Origin of the sequence: Mycolicibacterium septicum DSM 44393 (assembly GCF_000455325.1) — a bacterium.
GTDB lineage: Bacteria > Actinomycetota > Actinomycetes > Mycobacteriales > Mycobacteriaceae > Mycobacterium > Mycobacterium septicum.
The window spans coordinates 846,018-864,381 of record NZ_HG322952.1; the positions used below are offsets into that span (position 1 = coordinate 846,018).

Genomic DNA, 18,364 nt, shown 5'->3' on the forward strand with positions numbered 1-18,364 from the left:
TTGGTCGCACTCGGCGTGGCTGGGTTCGTGCTGATGAGGATCCGGGCCAGACGCTCCCAAGACCTCGCCTGTTCGCCGGCTGACGACGGTCCGGGGTGCGGATGCATGCCGTCGGATCCGACCCTGCCTGAGATCCCGTCGAAACCAAGCGGTTCATAGGACTGCGAGGCTTGAGGTAGGTTCCTCGGCCCTCGGCCCTCGGCCCGACCGAGTGTGGTTGGGCCGCAACCGGATTTGTGTTATCCGGTCAGTCAATTCTGTGCGGGAGTATGCCCGCCCAAACGGTGTGGAGGTTTGTCATGCGCGTGTCAGGGTGCATTGCGGTAGCGGCGGCCGTCGCCGTCGCGTTGGCGGGGTGCGCCGGCAGCGGCGCCCAGCAGGCACAGTCGCAGGCCGCGGTGACGTCGGCGGCACCCTCGGGGATGCAGCCCGATGCGGTCGGGCGGGCGGTGCCCGAGCAGCTGAGGTTCACCAGCGCGCTGGTCGACGGGATCAGCTTCGAGGGGTCGTCGTTGGCGGGCAAGGACGCGGTGTTGTGGTTCTGGGCGCCGTGGTGCGGGGAATGTCGCCGCGAGGCCCCGCATGTGGCCGCGGTGCAGAAGGCCACCGGCGACAAGGTCGTGGTAATGGGGGTGGCCGGCCGCGGCGACAACGCCGGTATGCGCTCGTTCATCGACGCCACCGGGGTGGGCGGGTTCGCTCATATCGTCGACACCGACGGGACGGTGTGGCAGCGCTTCGGGGTGGTCCAGCAACCCGCGTACGCCTTCATCGATCACACCGGGGCGGTGACGGTGGTGCGCGGCTCGCTGGGCGAAGACGAGCTCGCGGCCCGTGTCGATGCGCTGAGTAGCTCCTAGGTCGGTGATGGATACTCTGGGTTTCGCGTTGGCGGCCGGTGCGCTGGCTGCGGTCAATCCGTGCGGATTCGCCATGCTGCCTGCGTATTTGGCGTTGTTCATCGCCGGTGACCAGCCGCCGTTGGGACTGGGGAGTGCTTTGGTCGCAGTACGTCGCGCTCTGGCGGCGACGGCGGCGATGACGACCGGGTTTCTGGCCACGTTTGTCACCGCTGGGCTGGTTTTGTCCCCGGTCGCGGCGACCCTGCAGCGATGGGCGCCGGCACTGACCGTGGTGATCGGGGTCGGGCTGGCGGTGATGGGTCTGCTGATGGTCACCGGCCGGGAGCTGACGCTACCGTTGCCGAAACCTGGATCTGCGTTCAATCCGGCCGCGGGCCTGGGCCCAATGGCGCTCTATGGGGTGGTGTATGCGGTGGCGTCGCTGGGCTGCACGATCGGCCCGTTTCTCGTAGTGACCGCCACAACATTCACCTCCGGCAACATCCCCGCCGGGATCGGTGCGTACGGTGCCTACGCGATCGGGATGGGCCTGGTGGTCGGGGTGGCCTCGATCAGCGTCGCGCTGGCCCGCCAGTCGGCCACCCAGCGGCTGCGCCGACTCCTGCCCTATGCCGCACGGGCCGCCGGCACCTTGCTGCTACTGGCCGGCGGCTATGTCAGCTGGTACGGCATCTATGAGCTGCGGATCTTCGCCGGCGCGCGGGTCAATGATCCGATCATCAACGCCGCCGCCCGAATCCAAGCCACCATCGCATCGCTAATCGGCTCGGCCGGTCCCCCCGCTCTCGCCGGCATTCTGGCCGTCATCCTGGTGACCGCGGGCACGGCTGTCCTTGTCGGCAGAGCCTGTCGCCGTCGCCGATCACTCACCAACGACTCGGCTGACCACTCCGCCACCAGCCAGTAGTGCTTGTTCATGGGGCTTGGCCCTGTAGTGGGGTTGAAGGTTTAGGCTGCCCGCTGTGAGTCGGATGCGGATCTCTCAGCTCGCAAAGCGCAGCGGCGTGCCAGCCAGCACGCTGCGGTTTTACGAGACGCTGGGTCTGTTGGCGGCGCAGCGCACTGATTCTGGGTACCGGATCTATGACGAGGCCACCGTCGAGCGGTTGGCGTTCATCCGCGCCGCCAAACGGGTCGGCCTGCCGTTGGAGGAAATCGGCGAGCTACTCACGGTGTGGGATCAGGGCGCGTGTGTTGATGTGCGGACCCGGCTGCGCCCGATGATGACCGCACGGCTCGACGAAGTCACTTCCCGGATCGGCGAGCTGCGTGCCTTCGCCGATGTCCTCACCGACGCGCTCGATCACCTCGATGCCCTGCCCGACCGCGCCACCCCATGCGACGCATCTTGCAGTTTCCTGAAATCACCCGCGCGACAGGAACATCGGTGATCTACGTTATCGCCGCACCGTGTGTGGATGTCAAAGATAAAGCTTGCATCGAAGAATGTCCGGTCGACTGCATCTACGAGGGCACCCGGATGCTCTACATCCACCCCGACGAATGTGTGGACTGCGGGGCATGTGAACCTGTCTGCCCGGCCGAGGCCATCTTCTACGAAGACGACCTGCCCGACCACTGGGCCCATTACGCCACGATCAGCGCCGAATTCTTCGCCGACCTCGGCTCACCCGGCGGCGCTACCAAGACCGGCGCCCAGGCCTTCGACCACCCGATGGTAGCGGCGCTGCCTGCCACCAATACCTAACCACCGCAACAGATCCAGCGTGGTGCCGGCTATCTCCCGTGCCCGGTGCATGCTGAGGAAGGACGTAACGTCTTGTCGTCACCGCTGACCGAGTGGCTCGAACGCCACCAGATCCCCATCTACCTGGCCGGGCTGGCCGCCGGGGCTGCAGTCGGGGCAGCCTGGCCCGCCGGCGAGCATGCGTGGGAGGCCGCCATCTACCCGGTACTCGGCGCCCTGCTGTACGCGACGTTTCTGCAGGTTCCGTTCACCAAACTGACCGCGGCGTTTCGTGAAGTCCGGTTTCTAGCCGCGGTCCTGGGCGTCAACTTCATCGTGGTGCCACTTGTGGTCGCCGCCCTGACCACCTTTGTGTCCATGCCCCAAGCGGTGCTGCTGGGTGTGCTGCTGACCTTGCTGACACCGTGCATCGACTACGTCATCGTGTTCTGCGGCCTAGCAGGCGGCGACAACCAACGCCTGCTGGCCGCCGCGCCGCTGCTCATGCTGATCCAGATGCTTGCATTGCCGCTGCTGTTGTGGCTGTTCGTCGGTCCCGAACTCGCCGACATCGTCGACGTCGGCCCCTTCCTGGAAGCCTTCCTCATCCTCATCGTGGCGCCCCTGCTGTTGGCCTGGGCCACCGAAGGGCTTGCAATGCGCCACCGCAGCGGACAAGTGATCTCCTCGGCGATGGCCGCGGCGATGGTGCCACTGATGACAGCCACGCTGTTCGTGGTGGTCGCCAGCCAATTCCCCAAGATCAGCCACCAGGTCGACCAAGTTCTCAAAGTGGTCCCGATCTACGCCGCGTTCCTGCTCATCATGGCGCTGCTCGGGTTGGCAGTGGTGCGACTGCTCCGGTTCGACAGCGGACGTGGTCGGGCCCTGATCTTCAGCGGCGCCACCCGCAACTCCCTGGTCGTACTCCCGCTAGCACTGGCACTACCAGCCGCCTACGCGACCACCCCCGCCATCGTGGTCACCCAAACTCTCGTCGAACTGCTCGGCATGATCATCTACGTTCGCGTCGTCCCAAAGCTGATTCTCACTCATCCCGCGGATGGGTAGTGTCTGGCATTCTCACGCGGAAAACACCTTTGGCCATGAGTGACGCCAGTTGTGGCATTGATCGTTGAATCGCTCTGAATCTTCAGTTGTCTTTGCGAGGATCGAACCATCGATTCCGGCCTCCATGAAGAGGCGAAGCGTCAGCATCCAGTGCAGCGACTGGTTCAGTGCGTGCATGCGGCGGATCTGGTCGACGCTGAGCCCGTTCTGCCCGAGACCGTGCGCCAGAGCGATGCGTTGGTTGACGACCTGCTCTTTCCAACGGCTCAAGCGTCCGATGCAGGCGGGGACAGCTTCAGCGACCGGCTCAGCGAGAGCTTTGACTCGTTGGGGATAGCTGTATTCGTGCCAGTACTGGCGTAGAGCTGTTGAAAGAGATTGAGAGACCTCTGTCGGCATGTTCGAAGCTTCAACCGCCTCCAGCGAGTTGTCGATCTGCTCGACGCTGAATCGTCGTGCATCTGGATCGAGTGTCCGGTGCAGAGCCTCTACAGCGGTCGCCAGAGACAGCGCATCTGCTTCTACAGTCGGATATTCGTTTCGGATGACGGCGGCAAGGATCTGAGGCACGGGTGTCGTGCGTTGGTGTAGATCGAACCATCGCGGAAGGAACTCGAGTCCGACGTGCGGTCGGGTGAATAGCAGTTCGCCGGCGGTCTCGGGGCCGGCCGGATCGATCTGGTAGCCGTGTACCGAGCACCAGGTATCGGCCCAAACGTCCAGCGACCGTATGACGCACGGCTTGCCGGACAACAGCGTCATGAGGTCGGCGAGGGGGCGCAGGACTCTCATTGCGATGTCCGGAAGGCTCCAACCCTGAAAGAGCTCGATCTCGAGCTGACTGGTCGTGGTGACATGGAGCCCGCGCAAGTCAGGAGGACTGTGCCGTGCTGATGGTGCGAGGGTGAGATAGCCTGCGCCATTGGCGAGTTCGGCATCAAGTGATTTGTTTCGTACATTCATGTGCCAGTCGAGCTTGAGCGGGTCACGCGGATAGACCGTGGTAGCGAGTGCGGGAAGTCTGGCCCACTCGGCGAGGTTTGTGACATCGGGCCGAACACCGCAAAGGGGCGTGTCTGGATCGGGCAGATGTTGGCCCGCGACACACCACGTGGCTTTGAGCCCTTGTCTAGACGGACCGGCGTTTTTGCCGGCAAAGAATAGGCCGGCCAGTTGTGTTTGGTGCGTGGTTTGTGCGTCCCAGAGGGTGACCTTTCGCGGTTTCATCGGGATCGAACCGAGGACGACCATGTCGTCAGGTTGATCGCTGAGCTTCACGGCCGCCTTACCTGGCCCGGTGTTCCTGATCAAGAACATTGGCGTGATCTCCGGGCTGACCTCTAGGCGAACATCAGTGCCATCGACGCTGAGCATCCCCGACACCGGAGAATCGTCGGCATCGGGCAACCAGAATTTACCTAGTGATTGAGCTGTCTTGGAAGGGAATTCAGCGTTGGTCACCTGTGAATCTCGCTTCTTCTTGGTTAGGTTCAACGGTCCGCTGCTCTGGGGTTGCGCCACTGGTGACGTTGACTGAGCCTGGCATGATCTTGTCTCGCAGGCTTGCCGCCCTCCGAGTCGGCGGGACGGACGGATCCTCCCCTGGTGCGCGTTGACTGAAGGCATTGACCATTTCGTGCCCTAGTTCCGGCCAGGCGAAAGCCGCCATCTTCCAGCAGTTGTTGAAGCCGCGTCGTTGGAAGCTGATAGCTGCGGGCCGGTAAATCTTTCTGACTGGTGGTGATTCGAAGGAGATGTTGTATTCGAAGCCGCCGATCTGGATGTAACCGCCAAGAATCTCGCTTTCAACGTTTGCCGGTCGTACCCGCACCGAGTTCCCTTTGATCCAGTAGTCCGCGTCTCGGTCGAGCATCACATACATGCCCCGGTGCTTCGGCCATTGGGCTCCCCGCCATAGGATTTCGGTCAGTGTCGCGGTGGTCACCCCGAGACGAAATCGGTAGGCGACGTGCCCGTTGACCGTGAGGGCGCCGGACTCGATCGCTCCCCAGAGAACTTTGAGTAGCCACAGTTCAAAGTACGGTCCGCTGATCAGTGTGAAGCCGTTTGGGAAATGCGGCGGCATTCCGGTATGCCAGTTCATGTCGAGCAGATCGTCTCGCAGGTGGGTGAAGAATTCCGCCGCGACCTTGTCCAGAGGCGACAGGGCCCGGTTGTGTCGACTGCACAGGATCTTCGATGACATCGAGTTGATACCGATGGTTTTCCGTTTCGGCGTTTTTCCTTGCCAGGCCGCACCTTCGACGGCGATAACTTTCTTGTCGTTGGATACGCGTTCAAGCAGGTCGTCGCTGATCCAATGCTCGCGGGTGAGTTGCTCATCGCAGTCCTGGCTGCTGCGGGCGTAGCAGCCAGGGTTGCCGTACTCGGTGCGCGGCCCAGTGATGAGAGCTGGCGGACGTTCTGCGACCCATGTGTCGTCGGTGGCTCGATGGCAGTGCTGAGCTTGCAGCCCTGAACCACATGGGCAGTCATGCTCGGGGGCGGGGCCGTAAAAGGGGTTGAACGCAACGTCAGGGTCGTGCACGACCTCTAGGAGTTCTCTCATCGGCGGCGCAGCCCTCTGGCGTGCGAAGACCGCGTTTTCAGCCTTGCGAACGCACACCGAAAGTGACGATAAGACGTCGACCTAACATGGACTCAGAAGATCGCAGTACCAGGCCGCGCGATCTGCCCATCGGCAGCCGAAACGCCTAGTCGGCCGGACCACAAGAATGCTTACTAGCGCTATCGCATCGCCTGCATGGAGCAGTTCAGCTCCTGTCGAGATGTGAATTCGGCGCGGGTGACTGTTTGCAATTCGGCGTTGCAGTCTCTGTCACGACAAGGGTTCATGCCGCCGGCTCGCGGGCACACTCACACGCCTGCGCAAATGGCGTGTAGCGAGTTGCCGGAACTCGGCCTCACCGAGCTGTCCTTTGCAGAAGGCGATTTCGATGTCGTCCCAACTGCCCGCCTTGTACGCATCAGTAGCAACGCCTCCAACGGATGCCGGGGCGCCGAAGGAGTACTGACGATTCAAGAGCTGGTTCATCATCTCGTCCCCATCGATCAGCCCTGCGACGTGTCGGTCGATGATCTCAGCAGGCGCCTGTTCAAGTTGTGAAGGATCGTCGGTGAACCGACGCAAGATACGTTGCACCGCCGGCACCGAGTAAACGCCGACGATGTCGCTGATTTGCGTGTGAGTCAGCCCACTATCGGTGGCAGCCTGGTAGATCGCGCGGTCGAGTTCACGTTTCTGCACCCGGTAGAGTGCGGCGTTGGCCGCCAGCCGAGTCAGCGCCGTCTCACTCATCCCCCGAATCACTCCAGGGTCCTATGCGCATCACAGGATGCGGTCTGCCACAGTCAAGCGCAGTGGACATCTCGCTATCCGGCTCGCCGATATCCGGGCCGACACTGATGAGCCTCAGCAGTCGGGGAACCGTGATGCCCCTGAGCGCGGCCTCGGCTTCGAGAGCACTCTTTTCCTGCGGGAGCAGGCGTACCTTGACCTGTTCCGTCAGGCGGCGATTCTCAGAATTGGACACAACCCCTCCTCAACCCACAGGAGTCCAGCGTCTCGGCGAGCAACTCAGCTAATGGTACTACTAGTAGTGCATACAGTTGCGGTGCTTACGGGATTGGGGCACGCCTGCTACCGACTTCACTGGATCTTCCAGGACCACCCTGGCAGCGCTTCAAGTTGGGAGACTCTGGTGGATGGCATGCGGCCGCGGTCGTGTGCGTCTCGTTGGGCGCGTGCCCAGTCACCGACGGGATAGTCGTCGTAGGTGTGTCCGCGGGGCGGATTGGCGTGGCCGTTCTGATCGCTGTAGCGGCGAAGTGCGTCAAATCCGCGCTGCCACTGAGCATCTAGGGGTGACCATTGCCATCCTGGCAGTGACTCCAGTGCTGCAGCTTGCTGTTCGGGTAGGGTGCCTTGCCGGTACTGATAGCGCTTGCCGGTCACCCATGCGCCGAGCCGGAATCCGTCGATGACGGTGTGTTGACTGGGCGAGGCATGCCCGTTTGCGGCCGCAAAGCTGGTGAGTGCCTCGAAACCAACGGTCCACTGCTCGCGTTGGCGGCCCCAGCTGAAGCCGCGCAATGCCTCGAGTGTGGCGATCCGCTCCTGCGGCAAAGTGCCGGCACGGAAGTCTTCTCGGCAGCGGTGGAGCCATTGTCCTAACGGGTACCCGTCAAGCTCGGCATCTTGCTGCACGTCGTCGAGACTTCGGTGGAGTTTGATGTAGCGTTTGGCGGCCAGTATCCCTTGCTTCCAACGTGTTTCGTCCTGATCCCATGTCCAGCCCGGCAGTTTGTCCAGGAGGGTGATCTGGACCAGAGACAGCTGGCCGCTGAGCTGGGCGCTGCGTTGCGCCGCCGCCCAGGCCTGGATCTCGACGCCGTCGATGACGGTCGCCTCGAAGCCAATGATGCTGCGGTGCTTGCGCGCGTAGGCCTGCACGGTGTCGTAAGCGTGGCGCCAGCTGTCGGGGCGCGAGGGTCCCCACTGCCAGCCTTCAATGCGTTCGAGCGCCTTGACACGTTTGGCGTCCAGCGCGCCGTTCCAGTAGTCGTTTCTGCACTGAACAACCCATTTGCCGAGGTCAACGCCAAATGCCCGGACACCTCGCGCGACGTCGGTGGTTCCGCGCGCATCGCGATAGGCCTTCAACGCTTGCAGGGACCGTGTCCACTGGTCGGCCTCGGAGTTGGTGTCGGTGGAACTCACGTGTAGATCGAGGGGGCCAGCCGGTATCCGGCACCACGGATGGTGCGGATGAACTCTCCGTGTTCAGCGTCGACGCCGAGTTTGTCGCGCAGCCGTTTGACGTGCACGGCCACGGTGTTGGTGTCAGAGACACGCCCCCACACGGCGTCACTGATTTCTTCGGAACTGACGACTCGGCCACGCTGCTTGATCAAGAAGATCAGCAGTTCCAGTTCACGCTGGGTGAGTTGGACTTCGCGGCCACGAACCCGGGTTTCGTAACCATCGGGATCCACATGGATGGGTCCGGCGAAGAACGTGGCCGGCTCGTCGGGGCGCTTGTCACCGCTGAGCGCGAATGGGGCGATCGCGGTGATGTCATAGGGCCGGGCGATGACCGCCGAGGCACCGGCTACGAGGACCTGGCGGGCCACGTCGTCATCTTCGGGCGCCGAGCCAACCAGGATCGGTAGGGACCACCGGCCACGCACTGCTGCGGCGATGGTGGCCGCGTCGACGATCTCGGTGCGGGCCTGCAGCACCAGCGCGTTGGGCGGTCCGGCACCGACTGTCAGCAGCGCTTCAGCGCCATCGCTGCACCACACGGTGTCGATTCCGGTGCGTGCGGCGTCCTCCATCAACTGTTCGGCGATGATTGCATCGGTGTCGACGAGCAACAGACTGCCGCGCGCAGGCCCCACGGCAGCACGAAATGCTGGCCGCGTGAACTCGTCGGCACGGCGTACCTCGATCGTCAAATCGTGTACCCCACTCTTCTTCTCACGCGCTCGCAAAACCCCCGTGCGTGATGCGCATCCCGCCGACTATTAGCCAAATCGGCCGGAGATGTAGTCCTCGGTCGCCTTCTTGCCTGGATTGGAGAACATCTTCTCGGTGTCGTCGATCTCGATAAGCATGCCGGGCTTTCCGGTGGCCTCGAGGTTGAAGAACGCGGTCTGATCACTGACACGGGCGGCCTGCTGCATGTTGTGGGTGACGATGACGATCGTGTAGTCCTGCTTGAGCGTGGAGATCAGATCTTCGATGGCCAGCGTCGAGATCGGGTCGAGCGCCGAGCAGGGCTCATCCATCAACAGCACATCGGGCTGCACGGCGATGGCACGGGCGATGCACAACCGCTGCTGCTGACCACCCGACAGACCACCGCCGGGCCTATCCAGGCGGTCCTTGACCTCGGTCCACAGGTTCGCGCCGCGCAGTGAACGCTCGGCCACCTCGTCGAGGGTCTTCTTGCTGCGCACACCCTGCAGCTTCAGCCCGGCCACCACGTTGTCACGAATCGACATGGTGGGGAACGGGTTCGGACGCTGGAACACCATTCCGATGGTCTTGCGCACGCCCACCGGGTCCACCCCGGCGCCGTAGATGTCCTCACCGTCGAGCAGCACCGAGCCCTCGACACGGGCGCCAGGTGTTACCTCGTGCATGCGGTTCAGCGACCTCAGCACCGTGGACTTGCCGCAGCCCGACGGGCCGATGAACGCGGTCACGCTGCGCGGCTGCACCGACAAACCCACGTCGGCCACGGCGTGGAATGCGCCGTAGTAGATGTTGACGTCTTTGAGGTCAATACGTTTGGCCATGAGGAACGTTCCTTGCGGTTAGCGGTTGCGGGTGAGGAGGCGTGTCGCGATCGAGGCCAGGAACATCAGGATGCCCACCACGATGATCAGCGTCAACGCAGCACCCCAGACACGCATTTGCCCGGCGGGTTGGGGGTTGATCAGTTCGGTGTAGATGAGCAGCGGCAGCGATGCCATGTTGCCGTCGAGCACGTCGAAGTTGATGGATCTGGCGTATCCCACCAGGACCAGCACCGGGGCGGTCTCACCGATGACGCGGGCGATCGACAGCAGAATGCCGCTGATGATGCCGGGCAGCGCGGTGGGCAGCACGACGCGAGCGATGGTGACCCACTTGGGAATGCCCAATGCGAGGCTGGCTTCCCGGAGTTCGTCGGGCACCAGTTTGAGCATCTCCTCAGTGGAGCGCACCACCACCGGCAGCATCAGCAAGACCAGTGCCAGCGATACGGCGAAGGCACTTTGCGGGAATCCGAGGGTGGCGATCCACAACGCGAAGATGAACAGGGCAGCCACGATTGAGGGCACACCGGCCAAGACGTCGACCATGAAGGTGGTCACCCGAGCCAGCCGGGAGCGGCCGTACTCGACGAGGTAGATGCCAGCCATGATGCCCAGCGGGATCGCGATGATGGCAGCGATGCCGGCCTGCACCAGCGTTCCGTAGAGCGCGTGGTAGATGCCTCCGGCGAAGGATTCGGGCAGCACACCTTGCAGCGAGCGAGTCCACCAACCCGATTTGGTGACGCCCTGCCAGCCCCTCTCCACCACGATGTAGAGCACCCAGAACAACGGGATCAATGCGACCCCGAATGCTGCGACGAATAGCGAGGTCGCGATGTTGTTCTTGATGCGCCGACCGACGCTCACCGAGTGGAACGTCTGGCTCTTGACCGGGCTGTCGAATGCGGTGGTCATCCGTTGACCTTCCCTCCAGCAATGCCGCGGGCGGCCGCGTTGACCACGAAGGTCAGGGCGAACAGGACGAAACCGGCGGCAATGTAGGCGCCGGTAGGCAGTGGTGCACTGAATTCGGCTGCCGCCGAGGCAATTTTGGAGGCGAAGGTGTAGCCACCGTCAAACAACGACCAGCTACCCGGCTGTGCTGCCGAGCGCAGGATGATCAGTACCGCAACGGTTTCACCGAGCGCACGACCGAGGCCCAGCATTGAGGCGGCGATGACACCGCTGCGACCGTACGGCAGCACCGTCATACGTACCGTTTCCCATTTCGTGGCACCCAAAGCCTGGGCGGCTTCGATCCGGGAGATCGGGGTCTGGCGGAACACTTCCCGACTCACCGAGGTGATGATCGGCAGAATCATCACCGCCAGCACCACGCCGGCGGTGAAGATGGTGCCGCCGCCCGCCAGCGACACGTTTCCGGTCTCGAACAGGAACAGCCAGCCCAAGGATTTGTTGAGGAAACTGGCTACCGGCTCCAGCCAGGGAGCCAGGATGAAGATTCCCCATAGACCGAAGATGATCGAGGGCACCGCGGCGAGAAGGTCGACCAGCGCGCTGAACGGTCGGGACAGGCGTGCCGGTGCGTAGTGGGTGAGAAACAGTGCGATGCCCACCGCGACCGGCACAGCAAGTGCGAGCGCGAATACCGAGCTGAGCACAGTCACCATGAACAGGTCGCGGATGCCGAACCTCAAATTGTCGGCGTCGGCGGTGTTGAACTCGGTACTGGTGAAGAAGTTGGCGTGGTTGGCCCCGAGCGATGGAATGGCGCGGATCAGCAGGAAGATCGCAATGAGTGCGATCGCGATGACAATGGTCGACCCCGCCGCGACAGCTAGCGCCTTGAAGATACGGTCACCGAGCTGGCCGCTCCCCGCGCGGATCGCGCTCGTCTTTTTGGTGGCCTTGTCCGGATCAGGCATAGATGCAGTCTCTCCCCTTTCGGGGGCCGCCGGTGTAGACGGCCCCCGAAAGGTTCCCGAGATCTCTGGCTGTAAGGCCATCAGTGATTCCGATCAAGCGATCGCGTTGACAGCGGCAGACAGCTTCGATTCGAACGCAGCCGGCAGCGGGATGTACCCGTTGTCGGCCAGGCCTTCCTGACCCGCACCGATCGTCGACTGCAGGAATGCCTTGACGGCCTGGCCGGTGTCGGCGTCGGGGTACTTCGAGCAGACGATCTCGTAGGTGGCCAGCACGATCGGGTAGGCCCCGGTCTCGGTCGGCTTGTAGAACGAAACCGTGTCCAGCACGAGGTCGTTGCCTTCACCCTTGATCGTGGCGCCCGAGATGGTCTTGCCGACAGTCTCGGTGCTGATCTCGACCGGCTCCGGGCCCGCCGAGGTGACGATCTTGGCCGTCGACAGGCCCTGGGCCTGGGCGAAGGACCATTCGTTGTAGGTGATCGATCCCGGGGTGTTCTTGATGGCCGCCGAGGTGCCCTCGTTGCCCTTGGCACCCTCGCCAACTCCGCCGGCGAACGCCTTGCCCGCACCCTTGCCCCAGGCACCGTCAGACGCTGCGTCGAGGTACTTCTGGAAGTTGTCAGTGGTACCGGACTCATCGCTGCGGAACACGACGGTGATCGGCTGCGCGGGCAGCGTGGCCGACGGGTTGAGCGCCTTGATCGCCGGGTCGTCCCAGGTCTTGATGGTTCCGTTGAAGATCTTGGCGGCGGTGGGCCCGTCGAGCACCAGCCCGTCGACGCCCTCGAGGTTGTAGGTAACCGCGATCGGGCCGAACACCACCGGCAGGTTCCAGGCGGGCGATCCACACCGCTCGGCGGCCTTGTCGTACTCGCCCTTGTCCTTGCTCAGCGGGGAGTCAGAACCACCGATGTCGGTCTGCTTGCCGACGAACTCGCTCACACCGGCGCCGGAGCCGTTGGAGGTGTAGTTGAGGGTGTAGCCCGAGCAAGCCTGCTCGTAGGCGTTGACGAACCGGGTCATGGCGTTGGCCTGCGCAGTGGACCCGCTGGCCTTCAGCGACTTCTTGCCTGCGCAGTCGACACCTGACGATGAAGCCTCGCCGGCGGCCTTGGTCGCGCTAGAACCAGATTCTGCATTGTTGTCACTGCCACACGCCGAAAGCACCAGGCTGCCTGCGGCCATCAGGCTCAGCGCAGCACCGAAACGGTTGAGCTTCACGTAGCTCCTTATTAGAGGTCAGGGTGGTCAACTCCCGTTGCCACCACGGCGGGCCAAGCCGCGGAACGGCTGTTCCGCCGAGCAGAACCGATGGCTGCTCGGGACCTGAACCTAAAGGTTGCCAGTGAACCCACAGCACAACCCGGATGAACGGAAGATGAACCACCTTGACGGCCTCAGGTCGATTCACGCTGCCCTCTTGACGGCGCCGATATAGCTCAACAAGTATTGAGTCAATATTTCTGGACTGAAATCGTCGCTCCCGCCGAGAGGTCCGCGCCTACCGCTCCATAGGTGTGGTCCTCCAGAACCCCTGACGTCCGCCACTTCGCTATAGGCCCGAAGGAGGTCACTGCCACCATGTCCGACAACGTCGCCACCCACCTGCGCTCCGACCTGTCCATCGATCAGCAGCTCGCGCTCAAGACCGCAGCGGTTCGGCTCGAAAACGAGTTCACCGACAGCTTCGGCATCGAGACCATCGAGCGATTTCTGCACTCCTCCTATGACCAGTTCGCGAGCAGGGCCTCGATCCCACGGTTTCTGCCGCTGCTGGCCGAGCGCTTCGCACGCCAACGGTTACGGGCGCTGGCCAAGGTGGAAGGCAAGAGCGATACCGGCAAGCCGACCGTGCTGTTCCTGTGCACGCACAATGCCGGTCGCTCCCAGATGGCCTTGGGATTCTTCAGCCATTTCGCCGGGGATGCGGCGGTGGCGTGGTCGGGCGGCTCGGAGCCGGGCAATGAGATCAACCCGGCTGCGGTGGCCGCGATGTCCGAACGCGGGATCGACATCTCCGGTGAGTACCCCAAGCCCTGGACTGAGGAGATCGTTCGGGCTGCCGATGTGGTGATCACGATGGGATGCGGCGATGCCTGCCCGGTCTTCCCGGGTCGCCGCTATGAGGAATGGAAGCTGGAGGATCCGGCGAGCATGAATGTCGATGCGGTGCGCCCCATCCGCGATGACATCGAACGCCGAGTTCGTCAGCTGCTCAACGAACTTGGCGTTGCCGCTCATGCGTAACCGCTTGCGCCACCGATTCCCTTCGTCGGCTTGCGCTACCCGAGGGCGCGGGGCCGGTCGCATGGGACCTCAGCCCGGCGCCCCGCTGCGTTCCGCGCTGACCGCGGCGATTGGGTGGCTGAGGGCCGGCTATGCCGAACAGGCGCCACGCACAGGGCATGCGACGTTGATCGCACTGCACGGGCCGGCGTCTCTGACGGCGCGCCAGCTCAGCTGCGCGATCGCCGCGCTCGGCGACGGCCCGTCATCTTCTGCTGACATCGACGTGGCAATCACCATGGCCACCAACCGGTTACCGACACCCAGTCAGCGTTGCGCCGTCAGCCGGGCATGGCGGGATCGTTTGTTGCCGCAGTGATCGGCGGAGCGGGTGCTGGCCATCGATCACGATGGCCAGCAACACACTCGCAGGCTCGGCGCCCACCTTCACCACCTGTGGCTGGCGATTTCCTTGAAGGTCTCGTCGTATTGCTTGGTGGCATCTCGTGCGCGATCCGGTGACCCGCCGAACAGGCCAGCACGCAACGGTTCCCACTGCTCCCCGCGGAGCTGCAGTTCATCGGCGAAGTCTTTCACCGGTTCGCAGTGACGGTGGGCATAGCGCCAGGTGGAACGTCCGAACCACTTGTTTCGGGAGTAGGACGGGCGGCCAGACTCAGCGGCCCGCATGAATCCGAGGTCCTCGTTCACGACTCCGACGGCAATCTCGGTGTAGTCGAACGCATCCTGGTAGGCGTCGTCGTCCGGGAACTGGTCTACGAAGCTCGGCTTCAAGATAGCGAACAGCCACTCGGAAACCGGGGTGTGGAACTTCCCGTACTTCTTGTTGTATCCAGCCAGGGCGGTGGCAAGGTCATCATCGGTGGTCTCTGAGCGAGCCAGGATGTGGGCCGCGACTTCGGCAGCTCCGCCGAAAGGTGTGTAGGGGCTGACGGTTTCGATGATCGCCACGCGTTTTCCCTGCAGGCGGGGGTTCGGGACCACATTGTCCACGATGAGCGCCCGGAAGTTGTCCCAGCGGCCCTGGCCACTGGATGCCATGGCGGCGACGGTAACCGTGAGGAGGCTCGGGAGGTAGCGCAGCGCGTTGAGCGAGTCGCCCACCATCTTCACCGCCTCCGCAGTGAGGGCGCGGATGCCTTTGATCCACGGCGACAGCGACTCTGGGGATCCCCAGCGTGCAGCGACCTGAAGCGATGCACAGAAAGGCTCGACCAACCGCCAGTAGTCGATCGCGGTTTCCGCAATCTGGACGATGTGCTCGTCGTTGGTGGTGCCGGAGAACGCCGAGGGGAAACGCTCGGTGTCACGCATGCCTGCCAGCATGTTGGAGATCTCCTGGGTGATCAGTTCATCGAGTTCGATCTCCCGGGACGGGTCGCGGATCATGTCTTTGGTGAGCCGCCGCAGCAGGGCTGGACGCTCGGCAGCGGCGGCTTCGCTGACTGCTGTTCGAACGGTGGCGGGGTCGACCCCGGTCAGGCCCATGGCCTTCTTGGTGGCCTCGATCAGTTTCACCACGTTCTCGGCGTAGTTGTCGCCGAACAGGTCGATGTAATTGATGTCGCGAAGCGTCCGGCCACCACCAAGATCCCATTCGGGGATCTCGCAGTCATCGAATCGCACGGGAATGAGCCAGGTTCGGCCAGGCGGGCGCAGGCGGAATTCCTCTGCAGCGAGCGTGATCTCTTCATTCTGGTAACTCTTGGGCTTGCCGGTGGACTTCGTTGAGAAGCATGCGAGGAAGGCCAGTGAGCCAGAGCTGATCGCCTCGCGGATCTTGGCCTTCCACATGTCGCCAGGCCCCAGATCGGCCCTGTCCCGCCAGTGCGGAATGCTGGCCGCGTTCAGCAGGTTGCACAGCTTGTCGACGTGATCGCTGTCTTCATGGACATAGGAAATGAACGCGTGCTCGGATGCGGACTGCTCCGTCATGGTGTTGTCGTGACCTTCCGTCTCGAAAGTTCTCCGGCCCAGCGTTCGCTGAGCCGCTCTTTGGGTGGCTTCGCAAACACTACACCTAGTGGTCATCGAGCTGGGGGCATACAACATGTTCTGAATAACATTTATGGAATTTCCAGCTCAGGACATTGCTGAGCATGCAGGCATCGGCGTGTCGCCAGAACAAAAAGAGCCCCGCACTCGACGGAGTGCGGGGCTCTCAATAGTTCATCGGTGCCCTAGGTGCCACCCAAAGGTCACGACATCGACACTGTGCAGGATCGAGCACCACAACGTCAACTACCGACAAGGGTGAGGTTGCCGAGCTCACACTTCGAACCCCGATTCGGCACCGTGACCGAAACCGCAGGCCCGCGGCACCGGATTGCGCGGGCAGACCACTCGGAGCCACGGCCCAGATCGAGGCTGGGCGTGAAAATTACTGCGATTTAAGAGAATTGGCGCCAATGGCCGACAACTGGCCGAACAAGGACGGCCCGCCTAGGACAGAAGGGGCGGCGGGGCGGGTAGACCTGGGACTAGCGGGCCATCAGCAGGTGCGCGACACGCTCAAGCGCGACTTCGTTGACCCGGTAGTAGGCCCATTTGCTGCGCTGCTCACGGCTAACCAGGCCAGTCTCGACGAGCAATTTCATGTGGTGCGACACCGTCGACTGCGACAGACCCAGGGGCTCGGTGAGGTCGCAGGCGCAGGCCTCACCGCCGGCCGAGGCGGCGATCAGTGACAGCAGCTTGACTCTGGCCGGATCGGCCAGGGCCTTGAACACCGCCGCGAGCCGTTCGGCTGCCGGCGTGTCGATCACACCGCCGGTCAGCGGAGAGCAGCACGCACCGATATCGGTGGCGGTCACCGCGACAGTTGCGCTGGCCATGACCCCAGTATGCCACACACATTGACAAACATCGATGTATCGAGCATTGTCGATGTATCGATAGTTGTCGATCCGAGGAGAGAAGATGTCCGACCTGCCCGTTGTTGTGATCGGTGCCGGCCCGCAAGGCCTGGCTGCCGCTGCGCACTTGTTGGAACGCGGCCTGACGCCGCTGGTGCTGGAGGCCGGCAGCGGGCCGGGTTCGGCGATCCAGGGCTGGTCTCATGTACGTACGTTCTCGCCGTGGCCCGAGTTGATCGATCCGGCGGCTGCCCGGCTGCTGGCTCCGACCGGGTGGGTAGCTCCGGCTTCGGGGTACCCCACCGGGCAAGAGTGGATCGACGACTATGTGGCGCCGTTGGCGCAGGCCCTCGGTGATCGGGTGCATTACGACGCCCGGGTAGTGGGCGTTTCGCGTCAGGGCCATGACCGGGTGCTCAGCACCGGGCGTGCGGAATCCCCATTCGTGGTGCGCATCAGCGATGAGGCCGGCGCGCAGTCTCGGGTGTTGGCCCAGGCTGTGATCGACGCCTCGGGGACCTGGACGCAGCCCAATCCTGCGGGCGCCGACGGTCTTCCGGCCATCGGCGAGCAGGCGGCTGCCGACGCGGGTCTGGTGACCTACATCCCCGCCTCGCGCAACCAATCTGAGAAGTTCTCCGGTAACCATGTGGTGGTCGTCGGCAATGGCCATTCAGCGATGACCGCAGTCATCGAGTTGGCCGAGGTGGTCCGCGAGGATCCGTCCACGCAGGTGTCGTGGGTGTGGCGGCGCGGCGCGGTGGGTGATGGTTTCGGCGGCGGCGAGGCCGATGCGTTGCCGCAGCGTGGCGCGCTGGGGATTCGGGCCCGGGCGGCTGTCGATGCCGGACTGGTCAAGCTGCACACCGGGTTCCGCACCGAGCGCGTCGATCGCGTCGAGGACCAGGTGGTGCTGGTCGCCGACGACGAGCGCACGCTGGCGCCGGCTGATCATGTCGTGGTGCTGACCGGTTTCCGGCCTGATCTGTCGTTCCTGTCGGAGGTGCGACTGGATCTGGACCCGATCCTGCAGGCCCCGGCCAAGCTGGCCCCCGAGATCGATCCCAACCTGCACTCGTGCGGCAGTGTGCCCCCACACGGCGCGACCGAGCTTGCCCATCCCGACGAGCCGGGCCTGTATCTGGTGGGGATGAAGTCCTACGGGCGCGCCCCGACCTTCTTGGCGTTGACCGGTTATGAGCAGGTGCGCAGCGTGGCCGCGGAACTGGCCGGTGACCACGAGGCGGCGCAGCGCGTCGAATTGGTGTTGCCCGAGACCGGTGTGTGCAGCGGCGGCGGCCTGGTTGATGACGCTGAGGCGGCCAATGAGGGCGGCTGCTGCAGCACGGCCAGCGCCCCGCAGCCGTTGACGTTGTCACTCAATCCGATCGGCGGATGACCTCACCGCGCAGTGCATCACTGCCG

Annotated in this window: 19 protein-coding genes; 8 read left to right on the plus strand and 11 right to left on the minus strand. The window is 63.5% G+C overall.

Going from position 1 to position 18,364, the window contains the following annotated elements; genetic code table 11:
- Positions 1-299 precede the first annotated feature (299 nt).
- The 5 genes from TX88_RS24145 to TX88_RS24165 all read left to right on the plus strand — a co-directional run bounded on the left by TX88_RS24145 (position 300) and on the right by TX88_RS24165 (position 3,621).
- Positions 300-860 (plus strand): redoxin domain-containing protein, encoded by a 561-nt coding sequence (locus tag TX88_RS24145; RefSeq protein ID WP_005086276.1) that lies wholly within the window; start codon positions 300-302, stop codon positions 858-860.
- Between the two features lie 7 nt (positions 861-867).
- Positions 868-1,770 (plus strand): cytochrome c biogenesis CcdA family protein, encoded by a 903-nt coding sequence (locus TX88_RS24150; protein WP_005086277.1) that lies wholly within the window; start codon positions 868-870, stop codon positions 1,768-1,770.
- 64 nt (positions 1,771-1,834) lie between these two features.
- Entirely contained in the window at positions 1,835-2,254 is a 420-nt protein-coding gene (locus TX88_RS24155) for a MerR family transcriptional regulator (RefSeq protein WP_017555390.1), read from the plus strand.
- Positions 2,251-2,571, plus strand: coding sequence for a ferredoxin (fdxA, locus tag TX88_RS24160; protein WP_005086279.1), 321 nt, complete (start codon positions 2,251-2,253; stop codon positions 2,569-2,571). Before TX88_RS24155 ends, fdxA begins: the two co-directional genes overlap by 4 nt.
- Positions 2,572-2,643: 72 nt before the next feature.
- Positions 2,644-3,621 carry an arsenic resistance protein gene (locus TX88_RS24165; protein WP_005086280.1) on the plus strand — a complete coding sequence of 326 codons (978 nt, stop codon included), beginning with the start codon at positions 2,644-2,646 and terminating at the stop codon, positions 3,619-3,621.
- A gap of 12 nt (positions 3,622-3,633) precedes the next feature.
- Here TX88_RS24165 and TX88_RS24170 read toward each other — a convergent pair whose 3' ends face one another.
- From TX88_RS24170 to pstS, 9 genes are all read right to left on the minus strand, one after another.
- Positions 3,634-5,082 carry an ApeA N-terminal domain 1-containing protein gene (locus TX88_RS24170; protein ID WP_159402873.1) on the minus strand — a complete coding sequence of 483 codons (1,449 nt, stop codon included), beginning with the start codon at positions 5,080-5,082 and terminating at the stop codon, positions 3,634-3,636.
- Complete coding sequence (locus tag TX88_RS24175; RefSeq protein WP_234792322.1) at positions 5,069-6,247, minus strand: hypothetical protein; 1,179 nt, start codon at positions 6,245-6,247, stop codon at positions 5,069-5,071. Before TX88_RS24175 ends, TX88_RS24170 begins: the two co-directional genes overlap by 14 nt.
- A gap of 213 nt (positions 6,248-6,460) precedes the next feature.
- Positions 6,461-6,940, minus strand: coding sequence for a hypothetical protein (locus TX88_RS24180; protein WP_044520447.1), 480 nt, complete (start codon positions 6,938-6,940; stop codon positions 6,461-6,463).
- Between the two features lie 351 nt (positions 6,941-7,291).
- Positions 7,292-8,362, minus strand: a complete 1,071-nt coding sequence (locus TX88_RS24185; protein WP_044520448.1) for a helicase associated domain-containing protein — start codon at positions 8,360-8,362, stop codon at positions 7,292-7,294.
- On the minus strand, positions 8,359-9,099 hold the full coding sequence (locus TX88_RS24190; RefSeq protein WP_044520449.1) for a winged helix-turn-helix transcriptional regulator: 741 nt from the start codon (positions 9,097-9,099) through the stop codon (positions 8,359-8,361). The genes TX88_RS24185 and TX88_RS24190 overlap by 4 nt, the downstream gene beginning before the upstream one ends.
- Positions 9,100-9,168: 69 nt before the next feature.
- Positions 9,169-9,945 carry a phosphate ABC transporter ATP-binding protein PstB gene (pstB, locus tag TX88_RS24195; protein ID WP_044520450.1) on the minus strand — a complete coding sequence of 259 codons (777 nt, stop codon included), beginning with the start codon at positions 9,943-9,945 and terminating at the stop codon, positions 9,169-9,171.
- An 18-nt stretch (positions 9,946-9,963) separates the two neighbouring features.
- A complete protein-coding gene (gene pstA / locus TX88_RS24200; protein WP_044520451.1) occupies positions 9,964-10,863 on the minus strand; it encodes a phosphate ABC transporter permease PstA in 900 nt (299 codons plus the stop codon).
- Positions 10,860-11,834, minus strand: coding sequence for a phosphate ABC transporter permease subunit PstC (gene pstC, locus TX88_RS24205; RefSeq protein WP_044520452.1), 975 nt, complete (start codon positions 11,832-11,834; stop codon positions 10,860-10,862). The genes pstA and pstC overlap by 4 nt, the downstream gene beginning before the upstream one ends.
- A gap of 93 nt (positions 11,835-11,927) precedes the next feature.
- Positions 11,928-13,058 (minus strand): phosphate ABC transporter substrate-binding protein PstS, encoded by a 1,131-nt coding sequence (gene pstS / locus TX88_RS24210; RefSeq protein WP_005086293.1) that lies wholly within the window; start codon positions 13,056-13,058, stop codon positions 11,928-11,930.
- Positions 13,059-13,418: 360 nt separating this feature from the next.
- Between pstS and TX88_RS24215 the strand changes: the two genes are divergently transcribed.
- Both TX88_RS24215 and TX88_RS24220 read left to right on the plus strand, forming a co-directional pair.
- Complete coding sequence (locus tag TX88_RS24215; RefSeq protein WP_044520453.1) at positions 13,419-14,084, plus strand: arsenate reductase ArsC; 666 nt, start codon at positions 13,419-13,421, stop codon at positions 14,082-14,084.
- A gap of 61 nt (positions 14,085-14,145) precedes the next feature.
- Complete coding sequence (locus tag TX88_RS24220) at positions 14,146-14,442, plus strand: DUF3349 domain-containing protein (protein WP_044520454.1); 297 nt, start codon at positions 14,146-14,148, stop codon at positions 14,440-14,442.
- Positions 14,443-14,510: 68 nt separating this feature from the next.
- Here TX88_RS24220 and TX88_RS24225 read toward each other — a convergent pair whose 3' ends face one another.
- Positions 14,511-16,019, minus strand: coding sequence for a toll/interleukin-1 receptor domain-containing protein (locus tag TX88_RS24225; protein WP_044520455.1), 1,509 nt, complete (start codon positions 16,017-16,019; stop codon positions 14,511-14,513).
- A 545-nt stretch (positions 16,020-16,564) separates the two neighbouring features.
- On the minus strand, positions 16,565-16,918 hold the full coding sequence (locus TX88_RS24230; protein WP_084388662.1) for an ArsR/SmtB family transcription factor: 354 nt from the start codon (positions 16,916-16,918) through the stop codon (positions 16,565-16,567).
- Positions 16,919-17,003: 85 nt separating this feature from the next.
- Here TX88_RS24230 and TX88_RS24235 point away from each other — a divergent pair, with 85 nt between their 5' ends.
- Positions 17,004-18,338: an NAD(P)-binding domain-containing protein gene (locus TX88_RS24235; protein WP_044520458.1), complete on the plus strand. Its 1,335-nt coding sequence runs from the start codon at positions 17,004-17,006 to the stop codon at positions 18,336-18,338.
- The last annotated feature ends 26 nt before the right edge of the window (positions 18,339-18,364 follow it).